General features: G+C 63.1%; 18 protein-coding genes. 9 read left to right on the top strand and 9 right to left on the bottom strand.

What is annotated here, in order from left to right:
• Positions 1-111 precede the first annotated feature (111 nt).
• The gene (locus KI613_RS07070) at positions 112-558 is read left to right on the top strand and encodes an SRPBCC family protein (RefSeq protein ID WP_226404540.1); all 447 of its coding nucleotides are present in this window, start codon (positions 112-114) and stop codon (positions 556-558) included.
• On the opposite strand, the gene KI613_RS07065 is transcribed toward KI613_RS07070, so the two are convergent.
• From KI613_RS07065 to KI613_RS07045, 5 genes are read right to left on the bottom strand one after another with little or no spacing between them, the layout of a single operon-like run.
• Positions 559-795: a thioredoxin family protein gene (locus KI613_RS07065; protein WP_226404538.1), complete on the bottom strand. Its 237-nt coding sequence runs from the start codon at positions 793-795 to the stop codon at positions 559-561.
• On the bottom strand, positions 789-2,240 hold the full coding sequence (locus tag KI613_RS07060; protein WP_226404536.1) for a permease: 1,452 nt from the start codon (positions 2,238-2,240) through the stop codon (positions 789-791). Before KI613_RS07060 ends, KI613_RS07065 begins: the two co-directional genes overlap by 7 nt.
• Positions 2,241-2,258: 18 nt before the next feature.
• Positions 2,259-3,326 carry an ACR3 family arsenite efflux transporter gene (gene arsB, locus KI613_RS07055; RefSeq protein WP_226404534.1) on the bottom strand — a complete coding sequence of 356 codons (1,068 nt, stop codon included), beginning with the start codon at positions 3,324-3,326 and terminating at the stop codon, positions 2,259-2,261.
• Positions 3,327-3,335: 9 nt separating this feature from the next.
• Positions 3,336-3,749, bottom strand: a complete 414-nt coding sequence (locus KI613_RS07050; protein WP_226404532.1) for an arsenate reductase ArsC — start codon at positions 3,747-3,749, stop codon at positions 3,336-3,338.
• The gene (locus KI613_RS07045) at positions 3,749-4,105 is read right to left on the bottom strand and encodes an ArsR/SmtB family transcription factor (RefSeq protein ID WP_226404530.1); all 357 of its coding nucleotides are present in this window, start codon (positions 4,103-4,105) and stop codon (positions 3,749-3,751) included. The genes KI613_RS07050 and KI613_RS07045 overlap by 1 nt, the downstream gene beginning before the upstream one ends.
• 219 nt (positions 4,106-4,324) lie before the next feature.
• On the opposite strand from KI613_RS07045, the gene KI613_RS07040 reads away from it, so the two are divergent.
• Positions 4,325-5,989, top strand: a complete 1,665-nt coding sequence (locus KI613_RS07040; RefSeq protein ID WP_226404528.1) for a methyl-accepting chemotaxis protein — start codon at positions 4,325-4,327, stop codon at positions 5,987-5,989.
• 209 nt (positions 5,990-6,198) lie between these two features.
• Positions 6,199-6,537: a protein bicaudal D homolog gene (locus KI613_RS07035; RefSeq protein ID WP_226404526.1), complete on the top strand. Its 339-nt coding sequence runs from the start codon at positions 6,199-6,201 to the stop codon at positions 6,535-6,537.
• A gap of 52 nt (positions 6,538-6,589) precedes the next feature.
• Here KI613_RS07035 and KI613_RS21375 read toward each other — a convergent pair whose 3' ends face one another.
• The 4 genes from KI613_RS21375 to KI613_RS07015 form a co-directional block, all read right to left on the bottom strand.
• Entirely contained in the window at positions 6,590-6,646 is a 57-nt protein-coding gene (locus tag KI613_RS21375; RefSeq protein WP_226405719.1) for a PEP-CTERM sorting domain-containing protein, read from the bottom strand.
• A gap of 191 nt (positions 6,647-6,837) precedes the next feature.
• Complete coding sequence (locus KI613_RS07025) at positions 6,838-8,241, bottom strand: alkaline phosphatase PhoX (RefSeq protein WP_226404524.1); 1,404 nt, start codon at positions 8,239-8,241, stop codon at positions 6,838-6,840.
• Between the two features lie 470 nt (positions 8,242-8,711).
• Positions 8,712-10,016 carry an FAD-dependent oxidoreductase gene (locus KI613_RS07020; RefSeq protein ID WP_226404522.1) on the bottom strand — a complete coding sequence of 435 codons (1,305 nt, stop codon included), beginning with the start codon at positions 10,014-10,016 and terminating at the stop codon, positions 8,712-8,714.
• An 18-nt stretch (positions 10,017-10,034) separates the two neighbouring features.
• The gene (locus KI613_RS07015; protein WP_226404520.1) at positions 10,035-10,358 is read right to left on the bottom strand and encodes a c-type cytochrome; all 324 of its coding nucleotides are present in this window, start codon (positions 10,356-10,358) and stop codon (positions 10,035-10,037) included.
• A 154-nt stretch (positions 10,359-10,512) separates the two neighbouring features.
• Between KI613_RS07015 and KI613_RS07010 the strand changes: the two genes are divergently transcribed.
• The 6 genes from KI613_RS07010 to KI613_RS06985 all read left to right on the top strand — a co-directional run bounded on the left by KI613_RS07010 (position 10,513) and on the right by KI613_RS06985 (position 19,119).
• Positions 10,513-11,949, top strand: a complete 1,437-nt coding sequence (locus KI613_RS07010) for a sensor histidine kinase (protein WP_226404518.1) — start codon at positions 10,513-10,515, stop codon at positions 11,947-11,949.
• Positions 11,950-11,958: 9 nt separating this feature from the next.
• Positions 11,959-13,290, top strand: coding sequence for a response regulator (locus KI613_RS07005; protein WP_226404516.1), 1,332 nt, complete (start codon positions 11,959-11,961; stop codon positions 13,288-13,290).
• A gap of 79 nt (positions 13,291-13,369) precedes the next feature.
• The gene (locus KI613_RS07000; protein WP_226404514.1) at positions 13,370-14,452 is read left to right on the top strand and encodes an efflux RND transporter periplasmic adaptor subunit; all 1,083 of its coding nucleotides are present in this window, start codon (positions 13,370-13,372) and stop codon (positions 14,450-14,452) included.
• Positions 14,452-17,541 (top strand): efflux RND transporter permease subunit, encoded by a 3,090-nt coding sequence (locus KI613_RS06995; RefSeq protein WP_226404512.1) that lies wholly within the window; start codon positions 14,452-14,454, stop codon positions 17,539-17,541. The genes KI613_RS07000 and KI613_RS06995 overlap by 1 nt, the downstream gene beginning before the upstream one ends.
• A complete protein-coding gene (locus KI613_RS06990) occupies positions 17,534-17,836 on the top strand; it encodes a DUF3240 family protein (RefSeq protein ID WP_226404510.1) in 303 nt (100 codons plus the stop codon). The genes KI613_RS06995 and KI613_RS06990 overlap by 8 nt, the downstream gene beginning before the upstream one ends.
• Positions 17,833-19,119, top strand: coding sequence for a TolC family protein (locus KI613_RS06985; RefSeq protein WP_226404508.1), 1,287 nt, complete (start codon positions 17,833-17,835; stop codon positions 19,117-19,119). The genes KI613_RS06990 and KI613_RS06985 overlap by 4 nt, the downstream gene beginning before the upstream one ends.
• The last annotated feature ends 12 nt before the right edge of the window (positions 19,120-19,131 follow it).

Raw genomic sequence — 19,131 nt, 5'->3', positions numbered from 1 at the left:
CCATTGCTACGGTCAACCGGAAAAAATGGCCAATTTTGAAATCGGCTTTGCCGCAACCTTCTGACATAACCGCGGTCCATGCCAGACCATGAATTAAAAGGAGAAGGGACAATGAGTACAGGAACCGTCAAGCTTCACCGCGTACTGCGGGCAGATCCGGAGCGGATTTATCGGGCTTTTCTGGATGCCGATGCCATGGCCAAGTGGCTTCCGCCTTACGGTTTTACGTGCAAGGTGGATGATCTGGATGCCAAGGTCGGCGGCGGCTTCAGGATGTCGTTCACCAACTTTTCCACCGGCCACGGCCATTCGTTTGGCGGCGAATATCTGGAACTAGTGCCCGGCGAGAAGATCCGCTACACGGACAAATTCGACGACCCGAACCTGCCGGGTGAAATGCAGACGACGGTGAGCCTGAAAGCCGTCTCCTGCGGCACCGAGTTGAGCATCGTGCAGGAAGGCATACCGGCGGTCATTCCGACCGAGATGTGCTACCTCGGCTGGCAGGAATCGCTCGAACAGCTGGCCAAGCTGGTCGAGCCGAACATTCCCGACTGATTAGCCTGCCTTCAGCCAGCCGAGCAATTCATCCTTGCTCGGCATGCGGCCGGAGACCTTGACCGTTTCATCGACAACGAGGGCCGGGGTGGTCATGATCGGATAGGCCATGATCTTGTCCATGTCCTTGACGTGTTCGAAGGTGGCTTCAACGCCCAGTTCGGCCACCGCTTCGCGGGTCAGTTGTTCGAGGCGGTTGCACTTGGCGCAGCCGCTGCCGAGAATCTTGATCAGCATGATTCACTCCTCAGTTTGGCCTTGCGGCCACGTTCGATCAGGTGCAACGAGGTGATGATCAGCGCGACGAAGCCGACCACACCCGGCGCCAGTAGCAACAACGATGTGCCATCGACCCAGGCGCCGTAAGTCAGGCCGGCCAGCGTCGAGAACACTGCGACCAGGCCAACGTAGGTCCAGGCCTTGAGCTTGCCGATGATCGCGGTGGTAATCAAAATGCTCTGCAGCGACAACTCGGGGTCCGCCATCAGGTAGGCGATGAGCGGCCCCGGGTGCATGCCGAGCGACAGGAACATCTTGGCGATGGGCACTTCGACCAGGGTCGGGAAATACATGAAAATGCCGAAGACGACGCCCGCCATGTTGGCGAGAACGGTATTGGCGCCGGCGATGCTGCGTATCCACTCGGGCTGGATGAAGACCCGGATGATGCCGACGAGGAAGACGCCGACGACGAGCAACGGGAAAATCTGCTTCACGAAGCGCCAGGTTTCCCACAGCCATTGCTGCACGTCCCAAGCGTCGAAGCGCCGGGCCAAAGGCCAGATAGCGAGACAGAGGGCGGACACGGCGAGCGTTCGGCCGGTTACGGTGAGCAACACACCGGTTTCGTTGACGCGCATGCCGAGCGCGGCGAAGGCCAGGGTCAGCGCGGTGAGCGCCAGGGCGACCGGGGTCAGGCGGTTGAAACCGTTGTCAATCTGGCCCAACCCTTTCCAGGCAAAGACACCGATGGCGCCGAGCAGGCCGATCAGGATCAGGCCCTGCAGGCTCAGCCCTTCGGCCCCGGCCGCTTCGTTGACCGGCACCAGCTGGTCGAGCCCGGCCTGTATTGCAGCGGCGCCGGTCCAGGGCAGTTCCAGCCGGAACAGACCGGTGGTCAGGAAATCGAGTTTGAGCGTGCCGGCAATGAGCAAGGCCACGAGGACACCGAGGAAGAGCAGCGTGCGTTTCGGGATGCCTTCGCCAGCCGAGAAAGTCTCGACGTCGGCCAGCCGGGCGACATCGCCTTCACGGAACAGCGCCGCCATGATCATCCCGATACCGATGCCGAAGGACAGGGCGAGCACGATGCGGGCAATGGCAAAGTCGGCGCCAAGCGCGACGCCGGTGTAGGCCAGGGCCAGGATGTTGGCGGCCGGCGCGAAGAACAGGAAGGTGATGGCCGGCCCGAGCCCGGCGCCCTTTTTGTAGATGCCGGCAAACAGCGGCTGGATGGTGCACGAGCAGACGGCGAGCAGGCTGCCGGCCCCGGCCGCCGCCGGATAGGACACCCATTTAGAGGTATTCGGCCCGAGGAAGCGCACAATCGATTGCTGCGGCACCAGTGCGGACAGCGCGCCGGCGATGAAGAAGGCCGGCACCAGGCAGAGCAGCACGTGGGCCGCGAGGTAGGAGGCCAGGCTGGCCAGGCCGCCCTGTAATGCGGTGATCATCCATTCCATTTCAGCCCCCTTCCCAACTTAGCCTGCCTCGTACCACCCCTTGGTCGAATTGACGACCTTGACGACCAGCAGCATGGCCGGCACTTCGATCAGCACGCCAACCACGGTGGCCAGCGCCGCCCCCGATTCGAAGCCGAACAGGCTGATGGCCGCCGCGACGGCCAGTTCGAAGAAATTGCTGGCGCCGATCAGCGCCGAAGGGCAGGCGACATTGTGTTTCTCGCCGACCTTGCGGTTGAGCCAGTAGGCCAGCGCCGAATTGAAGAAAACCTGGATCAGGATGGGCACGGCAAGCAGGCCGATGATCAACGGCTGGCGCAGGATGGCTTCGCCCTGAAAGGCGAAGAGCAGCACCAAGGTGGCGAGCAAGGCGGTAATGGACCACGGGCCGATTTTCTCCATGGCGGCGTCGAAGGCACCCTGCCCCTTGGCGAGCAAGGCTTTGCGCCAGAGCTGGGCGATCACGACCGGTATGACAATGTACAACACGACCGAGGTCAGCAGTGTGTCCCAGGGCACCGTAATTGCCGAGATGCCGAGCAGGAAGGCGACGAGCGGCGCGAAGGCGAAGACCATGATGGTGTCGTTGAGGGCGACCTGCGACAGCGTGAACAGCGGATGGCCGTTGGTCAGCCGGCTCCAGACGAAGACCATGGCCGTGCACGGCGCCGCGGCGAGCAGGATGAGTCCGGCGATGTAGCTGTCGAGCTGATCGGCCGGCAGCATGGGCGCGAACAGCTGGCGAATGAACAGCCAGCCAAGGAAGGCCATCGAGAACGGCTTGACCAGCCAGTTCACAAACAGCGTGACGCCGATGCCGCGGACGTGCTGCTTCATTTCGGCCAGGGCGCCGAAATCGACCTTGACCAGCATCGGGATGATCATGACCCAGATGAGCAGCCCGACCGGCAGGTTGACCTGGGCCACCTCCATGCGGCCGATGGCCTGGAACAGGGTCGGCGCGAACTGGCCGAAAACGATGCCGGTGACGATGCAGAGGAAGACCCAGATGGTCAGGTAACGCTCGAAGAAACTCATCGGCGCGCCAGCGGCAGCCTTGGCGGTGATTTCACATTGGACGGTCATGGCGGCTCCTTAGAGGCCCAGCGCGGCGCGCACGGCGGGGATCAGGCGGGCGCGGATATCGTCCCGGACGGCAATGAAACTTTCCAGCGGCTCGCCATGCGGGTCGTGGAACGGCAGGTGTATGCGCGGCACGGGGCGCGGAAAGACTGGGCAGGTTTCCTTGGCGTTGTCGCAGACGCTGACCACGAGGTCGATCGGCTCGCCCATGACGGCTTCGACATCCTTGGCGTACAGCCCCTCGGTAGGCAGGCCGGCCAGCTTCAGCGCCTCGATGGCGCCGTCGGCGACCTTGGGCTGCGGCTTGGTCCCGGCCGAAATGCCGCGCACCAGGCCGGCCAGATCGTGATTGATGATCGCTTCGCCCATCTGCGAGCGACAGGAGTTGCCGGTGCACAGCACGAGCACGGTTTTGAGTTTCGACATCAGGCGGTCTTTCGAATTTTGGCGCGACGCTTTTCGGTGGTGTCGCAGCACGTGGTTTTCGGCAGGCAGGCTTCGCCCTGGCAGCAGTTGCTGGTCAGGAAGGCGATCAGTTCATCCATCGTGGCGAAATTGGCCGAGTAGTGGATAAAGCGGCTTTCCCGTTCGCCGGCAATCAACCCGACCCGGCTCAAATGGGCCAAGTGGAAGGACAGCGTGGCCGGCGCCATGCCCAGCTGTTCGCCGATGGCGCTGGCGTTGACGCCCGCCGGCCCGGCTTCGACGAGCAGGCGGAAGATGGCCAGACGGGATTCATGACCCAAGGCGGCAAGGAGTTCGGCGGCGTTTAACGTTTCCATAGTTCGAGTATCGTCGAATTATGGTGCGGAGTCCACCCATGACGCCGCGCGAGACCTGTGCCACGGTCAACCGGAAAATTTGGCAAAAATTAAAATTCAACAAACTTGCCAATTATCACATTCCAAATTCATAACAAGCGCCAACAGACCCAATAATCGACATCAATATGAAATATTGCAACGTTACGATGCAGTCCATCCGGTACTCGGGACTTCCCCATGATCTTGTTTGACAAACTCTCCATTCGCCTGCGGCTGCTCGTCATGGTTGGCATCGGCGCCATTTCTGGCCTGATTTTGCTGTCGACCGCTCTCTATTCGCTCAACACCTTTCGTAACGACACCCAGTTGGTCGCTCATGATGTTGAGCGCTCGACCCACGCCCTCACCCTGGTCAGCGGCGCCCAGAACGCCTTTCAAGCCCAGTTGCGCGGCCTGAAGGACATGGTCATTCGCAATTTCATGCCCGAAGAATTCGAGAAAGCCCAAAAAGAATTTCTCGCTGAGCGCGCCAAATTCTGGCAACAGATCGAGGAACTGGAAAAGATCGACGCAGCAGGAACGATCAAGGGAACCGGGAATCTGCCCGAAATCCGCCAGCAGGCGCTGGAACTGAACAAGCTGTACGACGATGTAATCGCCGAGAACGAAGCCGGCATGCCCAAATATACGGTCATGGTGGACGCCGCCCTGCGCGGCACCGAGCACCAACTCATTGAACAACTGGCCATCGCCTACCAGGCGATCAGCACCGCCACGACCGTTCTGGTCAGTGAAGCCTCGCAGCATGCCGACCGGCGCTTCATGGCCAGCCTGATCCTCGTCCTCGTCGTCGGCCTGGGTGGTTCGGCTGCCTCGCTGTTGCTCGCCGCGATGCTGGGCGGACGCATCCTGGCGCGACTGGGCGGCGATCTCGAACCGGTCGTTGCCGCCACCCGTCGGGTAGCCGAAGGCGACCTGACCGGCACCATCCAGTCCGGCAAGGCTGCCGCCGACTCGCTGGTCGCCTCCGTCGAGGCAATGCAGAAACGCCTGCGCAGCCTGATCGGGCAAGTCAAGCTGGACGCGGAAAAGACCTCGGGCAACGCGCAGGCCCTGAGCACCTCGGCCGACGATGTCGCCCAGGCGGCCGGCGCCCAAAGCGAAGCCGCCGCCCTGATTACCGCCGCCATCCAGGAACTGACCGTGGCCATCACCGTCATGGCCGACAGCGCCGGCGCCGCCGCCGATGCGGGACGCCTGACCCGCGACAAGGCTGACGAAAGCGGCAGCATCATTCTTGAAGCAATCAGCGAAATCGGCAATATCGCCGTCCAGGCAAAGTTGTCGACCCGGACAATGAGCGACCTCAAGCAGCACACGCAGGAAATCGCCCGTTTCGCCCAGGAAATCAAGGAAATATCGGAACAGACCAACCTGCTCTCGCTCAATGCCGCCATCGAGGCAGCGCGCGCCGGCGAAGCCGGACGCGGCTTTGCCGTGGTCGCCGACGAAGTCCGCAAGCTCGCCAACCACACCGCCAGCACCACGCACAAGATCGAAAATCTGGTCAAACTGCTCGACGGCGCCGCCCGGGAAACCGCCGAAGCGGTCGCCACGACAGCCCATCTCGCCGAGCATGGCACCCAGCTCGCTTCAAATGCCAGCGCTGCAATATCGACCATCAAGGACAACTGCGAGCGCACGATGCACGCCACCAACGACATCGTCGATGTCCTCGCCGAGCAGCGTCAAGCCGCCGAGCAGATCGCCCGGAACACCGAGCGCGTCGCCCAAATGATCGAACAGGGCGCCGGTGCCGCCGCCAAATCGTCCACCACGGCAAAGGAAGTAGCCTCGTCGGCCGAAGGCCTGCGCAGGGCAACGCTGCAGTTCAGCGTCTGAGATTTGTCCCAGGGCAGAACGACGAATTTACCAAGCAATTTACTTGACCAAACGGTATCGCCACCCGGGCTGCCCGTTGCACCGAAACTTTTCGTGCACCCGCGCGGCGAACTAAAATGAGCTCATCTTCGGCCGACACGCAGTTTCGTCGTATCCTGCCGTCGCCAGTCCCTGACCTGAGACAACAACCGAATGACCGAGTCCGCACCATGTTGAAACACCTTCGCAACCTCCTCACTGTGGTGACCATAGCCGCCAGCCTCGTTGGCTGTGCGACAAGGAGCGGGGACAAAATGGCCGCCGAGCCGGAAGTGGTGGTTGATGCCATCCCCGACCGTGCGGCCAGCGATATCCAGAAAATTGCCGATCTTGAGCGCCAGTTGGTCAAGGAGCAGCGTCAGTGCTATGCCGAAAAACGCCGGCTGGATCTGTCGCTCAAGGAATCGCAGAAGCAGAGTGAAGAGTTGCAGAAAAAGCTCGACGACCTGCAAAAGAAACTCGACGCGCTGCTCGAAATCGACCGCGACCTGCGCAATCGCAACCGCTGAACGAGTCGGCGAGTGGCGTACCGCGTGCGGGATACGCCACATGAAACGAGAATCAGGCGGACTTGCGGCGCACCGCGAAGCCGATCAGGCCCAGACCGGCCAGCAGCATGGCGTAGGGCGAATGATCAATCATTGTCACAAATGCGCACCGTTCTGCAATGCAATGATCATTTTTATGCGGTGGTGCTTGGCCGGCGGTTTTCGTTTTTGGGCATTTTTTCCGGTTGACCGTAGACCTAGCTGTAAACGAAAAAAGCCCGGCCGAAGCCGGGCTGGGTAGCGCGAAAAAGCTACCTGAACTTAACGCTTGTTGCGGCGACGGGCGGCAAAGCCGACTAGGCCCAGGCCGGCCAGGAACATGGCGTAGGTTTCCGGCTCCGGAACAGCGGTGATCTGGATCAGGCGATCGACACCGTCGCCCGGGTGCTGGATGTTCACATAAGCCTTGTTCGCGTCGAACTTGTCGAAATACAGACCGGTGAATTCCGAACCCGGCGTACCGTTGGAAGCCCAGCGAGCCAGGCCTTCGCCGGCATCGAGCAAGTCGCCATCGTGGTTGATATCCTTGGCAAACCAGATGTCGTCATCAACAGCGCCGTTGCGGTCTTCGATGATGTACGGGTTGCCTGCAGCATCAATAGCGATGTTGTCCGGGCTCGTAAAGGCAGCGCTACCGACGGGCAGGCCGGTTGCGAGGTCGATAGTCGAGGCGTTGGCAAACACAGTGGCCTGGTTGGTGTCGAGGTTGAACAGGTAAACTTCGTTGGTGGTTGTCGTGGCGATATACATCACTTGCTGGCCATTGGCGAGCTTGCCGATTTCGATATCTTCCGGACGCTGATAATCAGTGCCACCGACGGTGTTGGCGGAGGCACGGCCGTCGATGGTGTTGTCAGCCAGCACGGTCGAAACGCCAGCAAGTGCAGCACCGTTTACATCGGTGATGGCTGCCCACGAGATTGCGCCAACGGCATTGGCGTTGCTGCCGCCGTTAACCTTGGCGGCGAATGTCTGGCCGGCAGCGAAGTAATCGTTGCCGTTGGTGGCATTCGGGTTGGCCGAAACGTACTTGTAGATCGAGCCGCCGTTCAGTTCGTCGATGAAGTACATCGACTTCTGCTGGTCAAAAGCCAGGCCTTCGTGCGAGACGCGCGGAATGATGCTGCGCTGAACGAAGCTGCCGCCGTTGGCGCCGGCGGTCGTGGCATTGGTCACCTCAAAGAGGCGGCCCTTTCCGTTGCCGCCAGTGGACCAAGATTCTTCGGCCGTCAGGTAGCTGCCCCACGGAGTCCAGCGGGAAGCGTCGCCGGAAACAAAGCCTTGCGAGCCCGGCGCAACGATGGTCACGGTACGGGTGTTGTAGTTGTTATTCCACAGGTCGACGCGCTGGACGCCGCCGGTGCCGGTTTCGAACGGCATGAACAGATAGCGGCCGGCATTCGGGCCGGTTTCGTTAGCGGTCATCATGTCCCAGTTACCCGAGTTGCTGCCCGGAACCAGCGTGTTCTGGGTTAATTTGTCAGCAATGGTGACCTGGGTGAAATTCGGGCTGGACAGCGTAATCGGCGTGGCCGGAGTAGCGGTCGCACCGGCCGAGGCGGTCAGCGGGGTGAAGTTGTCGAAATAAGTATCGGCGGCGTGAGCGCCGACAGACATGGCGGCAAGGGCGCTGGCTACGGCAATGTTGAGGTACTTCTTTTGCATTTTATGATGCTCCTGGCTGGCGAGAGTACGAGGTAGGGTCAATGTTTCAAGGGGTGACGATCCGGCTTGTGGCGGGCAACGCCATACACACCCCGCGCATGCCCGACACGACAACCAGATCACGCTCCCCCTGCCCACCTATGATGAAGGTCAGTTATTACAGGTAGATGTGCGCCAAGTAGCTAGCTACTAGTACGTTCGGACTATTCACGGACCGGCCAGGCGAACTTTTGCTCGTTGTTTGCGGATCGGCGGCAGCTCAGGCACGGCTTAAGCTGCGCTGAATAAACGTCCGGAAACCGGTGATGGATAAGCCCAATGGCGCGGGAACATTTCATTTTTGGCCATTTTTTCCGGTTGACCGCAGGATCGTGAGCGAATGACCTCTGGTCAGACTGCTGCTTGGTCCAGAAAACCCGGGCAACAAAAAGCGGCCACCCTGGTGGATGGCCGCTGCGCTGCAATCTTTCTTATTTGAAGCTGTCGGCGAAGATGCTCTCGGCCCAGGTAAACATGTCCTGATAGCTGTCACCGTCCACGCCATTGCTCGGTGCCTCGCCGAGGTCGGTGCGATGCATGCCCTTGCCCTTGACCGCGCCATTGACGTCGTAGATGTTGCCATAGACGAAGTTGGCCGATAGCCAGGACGCCGTGCGGGACGTAATCGGGCTGTAGCAGGCCGAGTTGGTCGCGACGTTCTGGTCCAGCACCTCGCCGCTCAGCGTCCGCAGAATGGCGTCGGCGCAAACCTTGGCCTGCGAGTTGGCCATGTGACCGGACTTGGGAACCGCCTTGCCATCACTGGCCGGCACGGCGCAGGAGTCGCCGATGACGTGGATGTTCGGATAAGCGAGCGTTCCGTAGCTCAGGGGGCTAACCGGCACGAAACCGGCCAGATTCACGCCCAGGCTGGCGGCAATCGCCCCCGCCCGCTGATTCGGAATGTAATTGAGCACCTTGGCATTGCTGACACTCATGGCCGACGTCACGATGCTGCGTGTCGCCGAATCGACGCTGACGACGTTGGCATTGGGCACGTACTGGATGCGGCCGGCGTGGGTCACGCTGAAGGCATGGCCAAAAGCCTCCGGTTCGGCCTGAATGCCGGCGTTGGCATCAAGCACGAGAACCTTGGCACCGGTCCGCTTCTTGGCGCGCAGGTAGTCGGCGACGACACAGGCCCGCTCGTACGGTCCCGGCGGACAGCGGTAAGGCGACTTGGGCACGGTCAACACAAAGGTGTCGCCGCCACGCATCGCGGCTAGCTGGTTCTTGAGCAGGGTGGTCTGGGGGCCGGCCTGCCAGGCATGCGGCGTCAGGTTCGGATTCCAGTTGCCGGATGCCGGCGTGAAATCGATGCCAGGTGAAAGGACCAGGTGGTCGTAGTCGAGCACCTCGTTGCCGGCGGCGGTTTGCACCGTCAGGCGGTTGCCGGCCGGATCGATGGCCAGCGCCTTGCCCTGCAGCACGGAAACGCCATGGGTGGTCTTCAGTGAGTCGTAAGCCAGCGTGATACGGCTCATTGAAAGGGCGCCGGTGACGACCAGATTGGAAAGTATGCAGGAAATATGCGTGGCGTTCGGCTCGACCAGGGTCACCTGGACATTGCCGCCCCACATGCGCAGATATTTGGCCACGGTAGCGCCGCCAAAGCCGCCGCCGACGACAACGACACGCGGGCTGGTGACGGCAGCGCTGACGGCGCGCGGAATAGCGGCAAAGGCAGCAATCGCGCCAGCCGACTTGAGGAAATCTCTTCTGTTAAATCGATGCATTTTTAATCTCCGGTTCGCTCAATCGCCGCCGTTGCCAGGCTGGGTGGACAGATATTCCGAAATCAGGCGCAGTTGCTCGTCGGTGTAGCCGCGGGCCTGACGGTCCATGATGCCTTCCACCGGTCTGGCCTTCATTTCCTGCAATTCGCTGTACAGTTCATGGGCCGACTTGCCGGCCAGTTCGTCGAAACCGGGGCCGTTTCCGTTGGTGCCATGACACTGGGCGCACTGCGCCGCCAGCGTCCGACCGGGTGGCGTCGTCTGGGCCGAGACGACCAGACTGGACAGGGCGAGCGGAATGCCGGCGAGCAGGGTCCGCAGGTACAACTTGTTTGGCTTCATAAAACCTCCGTTTACACTTCAAGGGTTAAACATACGTGGGGAAAATTTCCACACGAAAGCTCAGCACCGATCTTCCCAGCTTGCATAAATTCCGATAGATGTCGTCCGCCCCCGACACTTTTGCAAGTTGCCGCCATGACATACGATAGGCCCCATGAAACGCTACCCGCGCACCTTCCTGCAGCTGATCACCTTCGGCCACATCCTCTTTGCGTTGCCCTTGCTGATTGCTGCCGGCTATGTGTTCATCAAGCTCGACACCCTGAACGATCGCTATCGGGAAGCCATCGAACAAGCCACCTCTTCATCGTCGCTGCGCGGCGAAATCACCGAAGACGTGCTGCACATGGAGCGCAGCCTGCGCCGCCACATGGTGATGAAAGATAGCGACTCGCTGAACGACTACGCGCGGGTTCGCGGCGAATGGAGAAGCAATGTCGAATTGCTGGCGCAACTGACCCCGCTACCCGAGGAGTTGATTGGCGAACTGGCCACCCAGCTCGACCTTGAGCGAAGGGCATACACGAAGGTTCGCGAGGGCGAAAAGATCGAGGTACTGGCTGCCGCACTCGCCGAGATCAAACTGCGTTCGCAGAAATCCCTCGTCGACGCCAGGGAAATCCTTGATCACCAGCAATTGAGATTCCTCGAAGAATCGAACAGCCTGCGCACCCGCCTCCTCTTTGCAGCGGGCCTTGCCGTGCTCATTGCAATGTGTTGCCTGTGGGCGATCCGCAGCTTGCTCGCCCGACTGATCGGCCGCTTTGAGAAGGTGGTCATCCGCCTCGGCAAAGGCAACCTGCAGCAAGCCATCGAACTCGGCGGGCCCGGCGACCTGCGCTGGCTGGGGCGCTGGCTGGAGTGGCTGCGGCGACGCCTGCTCTCGCTGGAGGAAGAGCGGGCGCAAGTCCTGCGCCATGTCTCGCACGAACTGAAGACGCCGCTCGCCGCCATGCACGAAGGCGCCGCGCTGCTCGCCGAAGAAGTGCCCGGCCCGCTGACCCCCGAGCAGCGCCGGATTGTCGGCATCCTGCAAAGCAACTCCCGGCGCCTGCAGGATCTGATCGAGGGCCTGCTCCGCCTGCAACAGGCCGGCCATGCGGCCGAGCGCATCGGTTACGAGACACTCCGTTTCGATCAATTGATCGCCGAGGTGGTCGAAACGACCCGCCTGATTGCGGCGGAACGCGGCGTCCAGTTCGCCTGCAGCCTGGCCGAAACCGAGATCGTCGCCGGGCGCGAAGCCCTGCTTACTGTTGTTCACAACCTGCTCGCCAACGCCCTCAAGTTTTCACCGGGCAATGGGCTGATCAAGGTATTGCTCAGCCATGATGCGTCGAAGGCCTGGCTTGATGTCGAGGATCAGGGCCCTGGCGTCGCCGAGCGTGATGCGTCCCGGATTTTCGAGCCCTTCTATCGCAGCAGTGCGTCACGCGACATCGCCGGTGTCGGCCTGGGACTGGCGATTGCCCGTGAATTCGTCCTGGCGCACCGGGGCGAACTGAAATTGATGCCGTCTTCAACTGGCGCCCATTTTCGCGTCGTCCTGCCGCTGCAAGCTTCTCACCTGAGACAAGCCCCCGATGCCTGAGTCCATGCCATGTTGAAAGCTTCGGGGCAGGCCGCCCGCATCCTGATCGTCGATGACGACCAGGACATGCTCCACCTGATCAGCCTGCGCCTGAGTGCGGCCGGCTACCAGGTATCGGCTGCCGAATCGGGCGAAGCTGCACTGCTCAGCTTCCGCGAACAGCGCCCGCAAATGGTGATCACCGACCTGCGCATGGAAAAAATGGATGGCTTGGCGCTGTTCGATCATCTGCAGGCCGAGGCGCCGACCTTGCCGGTCATCATCCTGACCGCCCACGGGACCATCCCGGATGCCGTGGCCGCCACCCGGCGCGGCGTCTTCAGCTTCCTGACCAAGCCCTTCGACGGCCAGGAACTGCTGCGCCGCGTCACCGATGCCATCCGCCTTTCGCCGGCGCTCGATACGGCAAACTGGCGCGCCGCCCTGATCACCGTCAGCATCCGGATGGAGGAATTGTTGCGGCAAGCCCGGCGCGTCGCCGAGGAAAACCGGACCACCCTGCTGATCGGCCCCGCCGGGGCCGGGAAAACAACGCTTGCCCGGGCCATTCACCTGGCCGGGCCACGGGCCGGCCAGCCCTTCGTGAGCCTCTCGTGCACCGACTACCCGGCAACTGAACTGGAAGAAATCCTCAATCCGAACAATCCGCAGGGCGCCTGCGCCCAGGCCGAAGGCGGCGTGCTCTATCTGCAGGATATCGGCGCCCTGTCGCATATCGCCCAGGGCCGGCTGTTTTCCTTGTTGCTGGCGCAATTGCAGGGCGACGACCCGCTGCATCGCCTTGAATCGTCGGCCCGGCAGCCCAATTCGGCCAATGTGCAGGTCATCGGTGCCAGTCCGCGCCGGCTCGACTCGTCGATGGCCGAAGGGCGTTTTCGCAGCGAACTGTATTACCTGCTGAGCCGCACCCTTCTGCATGTGCCACCGCTGAGCGAGCGCTGCGAAGATATCCCCGTGCTCGCGGCCCATTTTCTGGCCAGCGCGGCGCCGGGAAAAACCCTGGCGCCCGCCGCCATGCTCGCCCTTGAGGAAGGTAGCTGGCCGGGCAATGTGCGACAACTGAAGAACATCATCGAACAGGTCGCCACCGGCAACCTGACCGAGCTCATCCCCGAAACGACCGTTCGCCGGGCCATGCGCGACTTCGACGATGACAGCCTGATTGCCCTCGACGACGCGCGCCGTGATTTCGAACGCGACTACCTGATCCGCCTGCTGCAAAACACCGCCGGAAACGTCTCGCAGGCCGCGCGTATCGCCCAGCGCAACCGCACCGAGTTCTACAAGCTACTGGCCCGGCACGCGCTGGATCCAGTCAATTTCAAGCAGCGCTTCAAGTAATCCGCCCGCCTTGCCCTCCCTTAATTCCTGCTTAAGCTGGGCCGGCTAGACTGACAAAAACCTGTTACGGAAAAATCCCATGTCGCGTCGCCCTTTCATTTTTGGCCTTTTTTTCCTGTTGACCGTAGCAAACCAGCTTCAGGCCCAGGAAAACCGCCTGACGCTGCAACCGGCGCAACTCAAGTCGCTGGGCATTGAAACGGCCGTCGCCGGCGAGATGCCGGGCGGTCGCAATGGCAGTTTCCCGGCCCAGGTCCGCGTACCCAATGAGCAGATGCGCGTCGTCGCCGCACCGGTTGGCGGCATGGTCGAGATGCTTGCTGTGGCGCCCGGCTCGACCGTCAAGCGCGGCCAGGTCGTCGCCCATCTGAGCAGCCAGCAAGCCCTCGAACTGCAACGCGATGCGCTGCAGGCCGGCAGCCAGTCCTCTCTGATGCAACAGAATCTGAAGCGCGATGAACAACTCTTTGCCGAAGGCCTGATCGCCGAAAGCCGGCTGCAGGCCACCCGCGCCGCCGCCGCCCAGGCAGGCGCGCAAGCCAGCGAACGCCGTCAGGGCCTGGCCCTAGCTGGTGGCACGGCCGGCAAGCTGGGCGGCAAACTGGCGCTGACCGCCCCCATTGACGGCGTCGTACTCGAACAGGGCGCCCAGCTCGGCCAGCGCGTCGAAACCTCGGCGCTGATCTACCGCATCGCAAAACTCAGCCCGCTGTGGCTGGAAATCCAGGCCCCGGTCGCCATCGCCGCGACGCTGCGCGAAGGCAGCGCAGTGAAGATCGCCAACAGCGAGGTAACCGGCAAGCTGATCGCCATCGGCCGCGCCGTCGATCCGGCCAGCCAGACCGTGCTGCTGCGTGCCGAAGTCGGCAAGGGTGCCGAAACGCTGCGCCCCGGCCAGGTCATCGAAGTCGAAGTCGCCGCCCTGGCCGGCCAGCAGCAGCGACTGCCCGCCGCGGCGCTGGCCCGCAATGTGGGCAAGACCTTCGCCTTCGTCCAGACTTCCAGTGATGACAAGGGTGTCGTCTTTGAAGCCCGCCCGGTCCGCGTTGTCAGCCAGGGCGGCGACAGCGTCACGGTGGACGGCGTCAAGGCCGGCGAGAAGGTCGCCATCAAGGGCGTCTCCGGCCTCAAGGCCCTGCTCACCGGCGTTGGTGCCGAATAATGTTGGACGCCCTGATCCGTTTTTCGCTGACCCAGCGCCTGTTGGTGCTGGTCCTCACCGTCATGCTGATCGGTGCCGGCGTGCAGGCGTTTCTCGGCCTGCCCATCGACGCCTTCCCGGACGTGTCGACAACGCAGGTCAAGATCATCCTGAAAGCCCCCGGGATGACGCCGGAAGAGGTCGAAATGCGCCTCGCCGTGCCGGTCGAGCAGGAACTGCTTGGCATCCCGCACCAGAAGCTGCTGCGCTCGGTGTCCAAGTACGCGCTGACTGACATCACCCTCGATTTCGAGGACGGCACCGACATCTACTGGGCCCGCCAGCAGGTCGGCGAGCGCCTCGCTGCGGCGATGGGCAACCTGCCGCCCGGTGCGACCGGCGGCATGGCGCCGATCACCACGCCGCTTGGCGAAATGTTCATGTTCACCATCGAGGGCGACCTCTCGCTGGCCGACAAGCGCGCCCTGCTCGACTGGGTGATCCGCCCGCAACTGCGCACCGTGCCCGGCGTCGCCGACGTCAATAGTCTGGGCGGCGAGGTGCGTACCTTCGAGGTGGTGCCCAATCCGCAAAGTCTGGCGGCCCGCGGCCTGGCGCTCAAGGATCTGCAGGCCGTCCTCGAAGCCAACAACCGCAACGATGGCGCCGGCCGCCTCAACGACGGCGAGGAATCCCTGCTGGTTCGCGCCGAAGGGGCGATTGCCACGGTGGACGACGTCAAATCGATTGTTTTGCAAGCAAAAGACGGCACCGTGGTACGCATCTCCGACGTCGCCGAAGTCCGCCTCGGCGCCCTGACCCGCTACGGCGCGGTAACCAAGAGTGGCCAGGGCGAGGCGGTGCAGGGCCTGGTCCTCGGCCTGCGTGGCGCCAATGCGCAACAGGTAGTGGCTGGCGTCAAGGCGCGGCTGGCCGAGATTGCGCCGACCCTGCCCGCCGGCGTCACCGTCGAAGCCTTCTACGACCGGAGCAATCTGGTCGGCCGCGCCGTCGGCACCGTCTCCAAGGCGCTGCTCGAAGCCATTGTGCTCGTCGTGCTGCTCCTGCTCGCCTTCCTCGGCAACCTGCGTGCCGCGCTGGTCGTTGCCCTGATGCTGCCGCTGTCGGCGCTCGCCACCTTCATTCTGATGCGCATGTACGGCCTGTCGGCCAACCTCATGAGCCTTGGTGGTCTGGCCATCGCCATCGGCATGCTGGTCGATGCCGCCGTCGTCGTCGTCGAAAACGTCGAGAGCCAGCTAGCCGAGGCGCAGGAAAACCTGCCAACGCTGCACCTGATCTACCGGGCGTCACGCGAAGTGGCGTCGCCGGTGACTTCAGGCATCGTCATCATCATCATCGTCTTCCTGCCGCTACTCACGCTGCAGGGGCTGGAGGGCAAGATGTTCGGGCCGGTGGCGCTGACCATCGTCTTCGCCCTGGCCTCGTCGCTGCTGCTGTCGCTGACCGTCGTGCCGGTGCTCGCCTCCTACCTGATCAAGCGCGGCGTGCATCACGAGCCGTGGCTGGTCAGGAAGCTGGCCGCCCTCTACGACCGCACGCTGAGCACCGCGCTGGCCAACAGCCGTACCTTCATGATCGCCGCCACCATCGCGCTGGCCGCGGCGGCCGGTGCCTTCCTGCTGCTCGGCAAAAGCTTCATGCCGACCATGGACGAAGGCGACATGATCATGCAGCTCGAAAAGCTGCCATCGATCAGTATCGACCAGACCATCGTCATCGACAGCGCCGTACAGAAGGCGATCCTGGCGCAGGTGCCGGAGATCAAGTCCATCGTCGCCCGCGCCGGCTCGGACGAACTCGGCCTCGACCCGATGGGCCTCAACCAGACCGATACCTTCATGGTCCTCCAGCCCCGCGACACCTGGCGCAATCCGGATCCGGCCTGGCTGGCCGACCAGTTGCGCGCTGTGATGGCCGACTTCCCCGGCATCGGCTTCTCGTTCACGCAGCCGATCGACATGCGCGTGTCGGAAATGCTGACCGGCGTGCGCGGCGATCTGGCCATCAAGGTTTTTGGCCCCGATCTGGCGACGCTGAACCATCTGTCGAACGAAATCGTCGCGGTGATCAAGAAAGTGCCAGGAGCCGAAGACACCTTCACGCTCAAGAATGACGGCGTGCAGTACCTCAAGATTGCTGTCGACCGCCTGGCTGCCGGCCGCTTCGGGCTCAACGTCGATGACATCCAGAACGACCTCAAATCCCTGCTCGAAGGCCGCAATGTCGGCGTCGTCATCGAACAGGGCCGGCGCGTCCCGGTCGTCCTGCGCGGCCCGGCCAGCCTGCTCAACTCGCCGGCCGATTTCGAAGCCCTGCGCCTGAGCCTGCCAGGCGGCGGCAGCGTGCCACTGGCCAGCGTTGCCAAAATCGGCCGCATCGATGGCCCGGTCAAGGTCGACCGCGAAAACGCCCAGCGTTACGTCGTCGTCCAGTCCAATGTCCGGGACCGCGACCTGGTCGGCTTCGTCGACGATGCCAAGGCCGCCGTCGGCCGCGACATCAAGCTGCCGGCCGGCTACCGGCTGGCCTGGGGCGGCCAGTTCGAAAACCAGCAACGGGCCGCCGCCCGCCTCATGGTCGTCGTCCCGGTGGCGCTGGCGCTGATCTTCTTCCTGCTCTTCTCGACCTTCCGCTCGGTGCGCCAGGCCCTGCTGGTTCTTTCCAACGTGCCGTTCGCCATGATCGGCGGCGTCTTCGGCCTGCTCATCTCGGGCGAATACCTGTCGGTACCGGCCTCGGTCGGCTTCATCGCCCTGCTCGGCATTGCCGTGCTCAACGGCGTCGTCATGGTCACCTACTTCAACCAGTTGCTGGCCCGCGGCATGGCCGTCGGCGATGTCGTCGTCGAGGGCGCCAAACGCCGGCTCCGCCCGGTGCTGATGACCGCCAGCATCGCCGCCTTCGGCCTCGTCCCGATGCTCTTCGCCAGCGGCCCCGGCTCGGAAGTGCAACGCCCGCTGGCCATCGTCGTCATCGGCGGCCTGCTCACCTCGACGGCGCTGACCCTGGTCCTGCTGCCCATCCTGTTCCGCCGCTTCGGCGTCAAAACCACCGTCTCCTTTACCGAGGGTCGCCGCCATGGCTGATGTCCTGCTTTCGCTCACCATGCCCAACGATGTTGCCCAGCACATCGAGGACTTGCTGCTCTCACGGCCCGATCTCGTCCGCGGCTTTACCGCCACGATGGCCGAAGGTCATGGCGCCGTCGTCCCCCTGGTCGAACCGGCTGAGCTGGTCAGCGGCCACTCGCCACGTCTGCAGATCCGACTGGCCGGGACGGAGGAAGCCATGCGCGCGGTCCTGGCGCTGATCAAGGCCGAACTGCCGAAAGCGAATATCTTCTTTTGGCTGGTGCCAATCATCGAGATGGGGCGGTTATGAAAATTGGCCTTTTTTTCCGGTTGACCGTGGCAATCGGCGTCGGCAGCACCAGCGGCATCGGCGGCACCGGATTCGCCGCCGCAGCGCCCCCCAACCTGCCGCCGGCCGAAATCGTCACCCGCGTCCTGCAGACAAACCTGTCGGTGCAGGCCGCCGCCGGCCAGGTCCGCGTCGAGGAAGCCAACCGCAGTCGTCTCGAAGCCGGCCAGTATGAATGGAACGTCCGCCTTGGTGGCCAGCAACGGCGGAGCAAGCCAGCCACCGGCACCGATGAACGTTTCAACGAATGGAACGCCGCCATCGAGCGTCCGCTGCGCCTGCCCGGCAAAGGCCGGCTCGACGGCGAACTCGGCGCCGCCGGCGTAGCGCTGGCCGAAACAGCCCACGGCGACGCCCTGCACGAAGCCAGCCGCAACCTCCTCAAATCGTGGTTCGTCTGGCTCAAGGAAAGCGCCTCCGCGGCGCAATGGGCCGAACAATTGGCCCTCCTCGACAAGCAGGCCAAGGGCATCCAACGCCGCCAGCAACTCGGCGACGCCGCCCGTCTCGAATCCATCCAGGCCGCAGCCGCGCTGGCCCAGGCCGAAGCCGCCCTCGCCCAGGCCAGGGTGCGCCAGCAGACAGCCGGCGAAGACCTGCGCCGCCGCTACCCGGGCCTGCCGCTGGTCACCGAGAACACGATTGCCGAGCCGACACCGATAGACGGTAACGAAACCGACTGGATCAACGCCATCCTCGAACACAGCCACGAACTAGACCTCGCTCGCGGCGAAACCCGGCGCGCCCAGATCGTCGCCGGCCGGGCCAGCCGCGACCGGATGCCCGACCCGACCATCGGCCTGCATGTCTCCCGCGAACGGGCCGGCGAAGACCAGATTTTCGGCGCCTACATCAGCATCCCGCTGCCCGGTGGCGCCCGCCGTGCCAGTTCCGATGCGGCGCTCGCTCACGCCGATGTCGCCGGTCGGCGTGAAGCATTCACCACGCAAAAGATCACCGCCGAATCGGCCATGCTCTACCAGTCGGCCAACGCCGCCTTCTCGACCTGGCAGGCCAGCCGCAGCGCCGCCGAGCGACTCGGCCAGGCGGCCGACATGACCGCCCGCGCCTACCAGCTCGGCGAAGGCAGTCTCAACGACCTGCTCGCCGCCCGCCGGCTGGCCAACGAAGCTCAGCTAGCGGCCCGCCTGATCCAGCTTGAAGCCCTTGAGTTGCGCTACCGCCTGCAGCTCGACGCCCATCGGCTGTGGGTCATGGACGAAGAAAAGCACGCCAGCGACTGAGCCTTTTCCGGC

The organism is Ferribacterium limneticum (assembly GCF_020510585.1).
Taxonomy (GTDB): domain Bacteria; phylum Pseudomonadota; class Gammaproteobacteria; order Burkholderiales; family Rhodocyclaceae; genus Azonexus.
Note: the sequence above shows the minus strand (reverse complement) of the source record. Positions and strands in the feature narration are given on the sequence as shown.

What these genes read in the sequence shown, in the direction of transcription:
- KI613_RS07070 (WP_226404540.1), top strand. Translation starts at nt 112, where the DNA reads ATGAGTACAGGAACCGTCAAGCTTCACCGCGTACTGCGGGCAGATCCG.
- KI613_RS07065 (WP_226404538.1), bottom strand. Translation starts at nt 795, where the DNA reads ATGCTGATCAAGATTCTCGGCAGCGGCTGCGCCAAGTGCAACCGCCTC.
- KI613_RS07060 (WP_226404536.1), bottom strand. Translation starts at nt 2,240, where the DNA reads ATGGAATGGATGATCACCGCATTACAGGGCGGCCTGGCCAGCCTGGCC.
- arsB (WP_226404534.1), bottom strand. Translation starts at nt 3,326, where the DNA reads ATGACCGTCCAATGTGAAATCACCGCCAAGGCTGCCGCTGGCGCGCCG.
- KI613_RS07050 (WP_226404532.1), bottom strand. Translation starts at nt 3,749, where the DNA reads ATGTCGAAACTCAAAACCGTGCTCGTGCTGTGCACCGGCAACTCCTGT.
- KI613_RS07045 (WP_226404530.1), bottom strand. Translation starts at nt 4,105, where the DNA reads ATGGAAACGTTAAACGCCGCCGAACTCCTTGCCGCCTTGGGTCATGAA.
- KI613_RS07040 (WP_226404528.1), top strand. Translation starts at nt 4,325, where the DNA reads ATGATCTTGTTTGACAAACTCTCCATTCGCCTGCGGCTGCTCGTCATG.
- KI613_RS07035 (WP_226404526.1), top strand. Translation starts at nt 6,199, where the DNA reads ATGTTGAAACACCTTCGCAACCTCCTCACTGTGGTGACCATAGCCGCC.
- KI613_RS07025 (WP_226404524.1), bottom strand. Translation starts at nt 8,241, where the DNA reads ATGCAAAAGAAGTACCTCAACATTGCCGTAGCCAGCGCCCTTGCCGCC.
- KI613_RS07020 (WP_226404522.1), bottom strand. Translation starts at nt 10,016, where the DNA reads ATGCATCGATTTAACAGAAGAGATTTCCTCAAGTCGGCTGGCGCGATT.
- KI613_RS07015 (WP_226404520.1), bottom strand. Translation starts at nt 10,358, where the DNA reads ATGAAGCCAAACAAGTTGTACCTGCGGACCCTGCTCGCCGGCATTCCG.
- KI613_RS07010 (WP_226404518.1), top strand. Translation starts at nt 10,513, where the DNA reads ATGAAACGCTACCCGCGCACCTTCCTGCAGCTGATCACCTTCGGCCAC.
- KI613_RS07005 (WP_226404516.1), top strand. Translation starts at nt 11,959, where the DNA reads ATGTTGAAAGCTTCGGGGCAGGCCGCCCGCATCCTGATCGTCGATGAC.
- KI613_RS07000 (WP_226404514.1), top strand. Translation starts at nt 13,370, where the DNA reads ATGTCGCGTCGCCCTTTCATTTTTGGCCTTTTTTTCCTGTTGACCGTA.
- KI613_RS06995 (WP_226404512.1), top strand. Translation starts at nt 14,452, where the DNA reads ATGTTGGACGCCCTGATCCGTTTTTCGCTGACCCAGCGCCTGTTGGTG.
- KI613_RS06990 (WP_226404510.1), top strand. Translation starts at nt 17,534, where the DNA reads ATGGCTGATGTCCTGCTTTCGCTCACCATGCCCAACGATGTTGCCCAG.
- KI613_RS06985 (WP_226404508.1), top strand. Translation starts at nt 17,833, where the DNA reads ATGAAAATTGGCCTTTTTTTCCGGTTGACCGTGGCAATCGGCGTCGGC.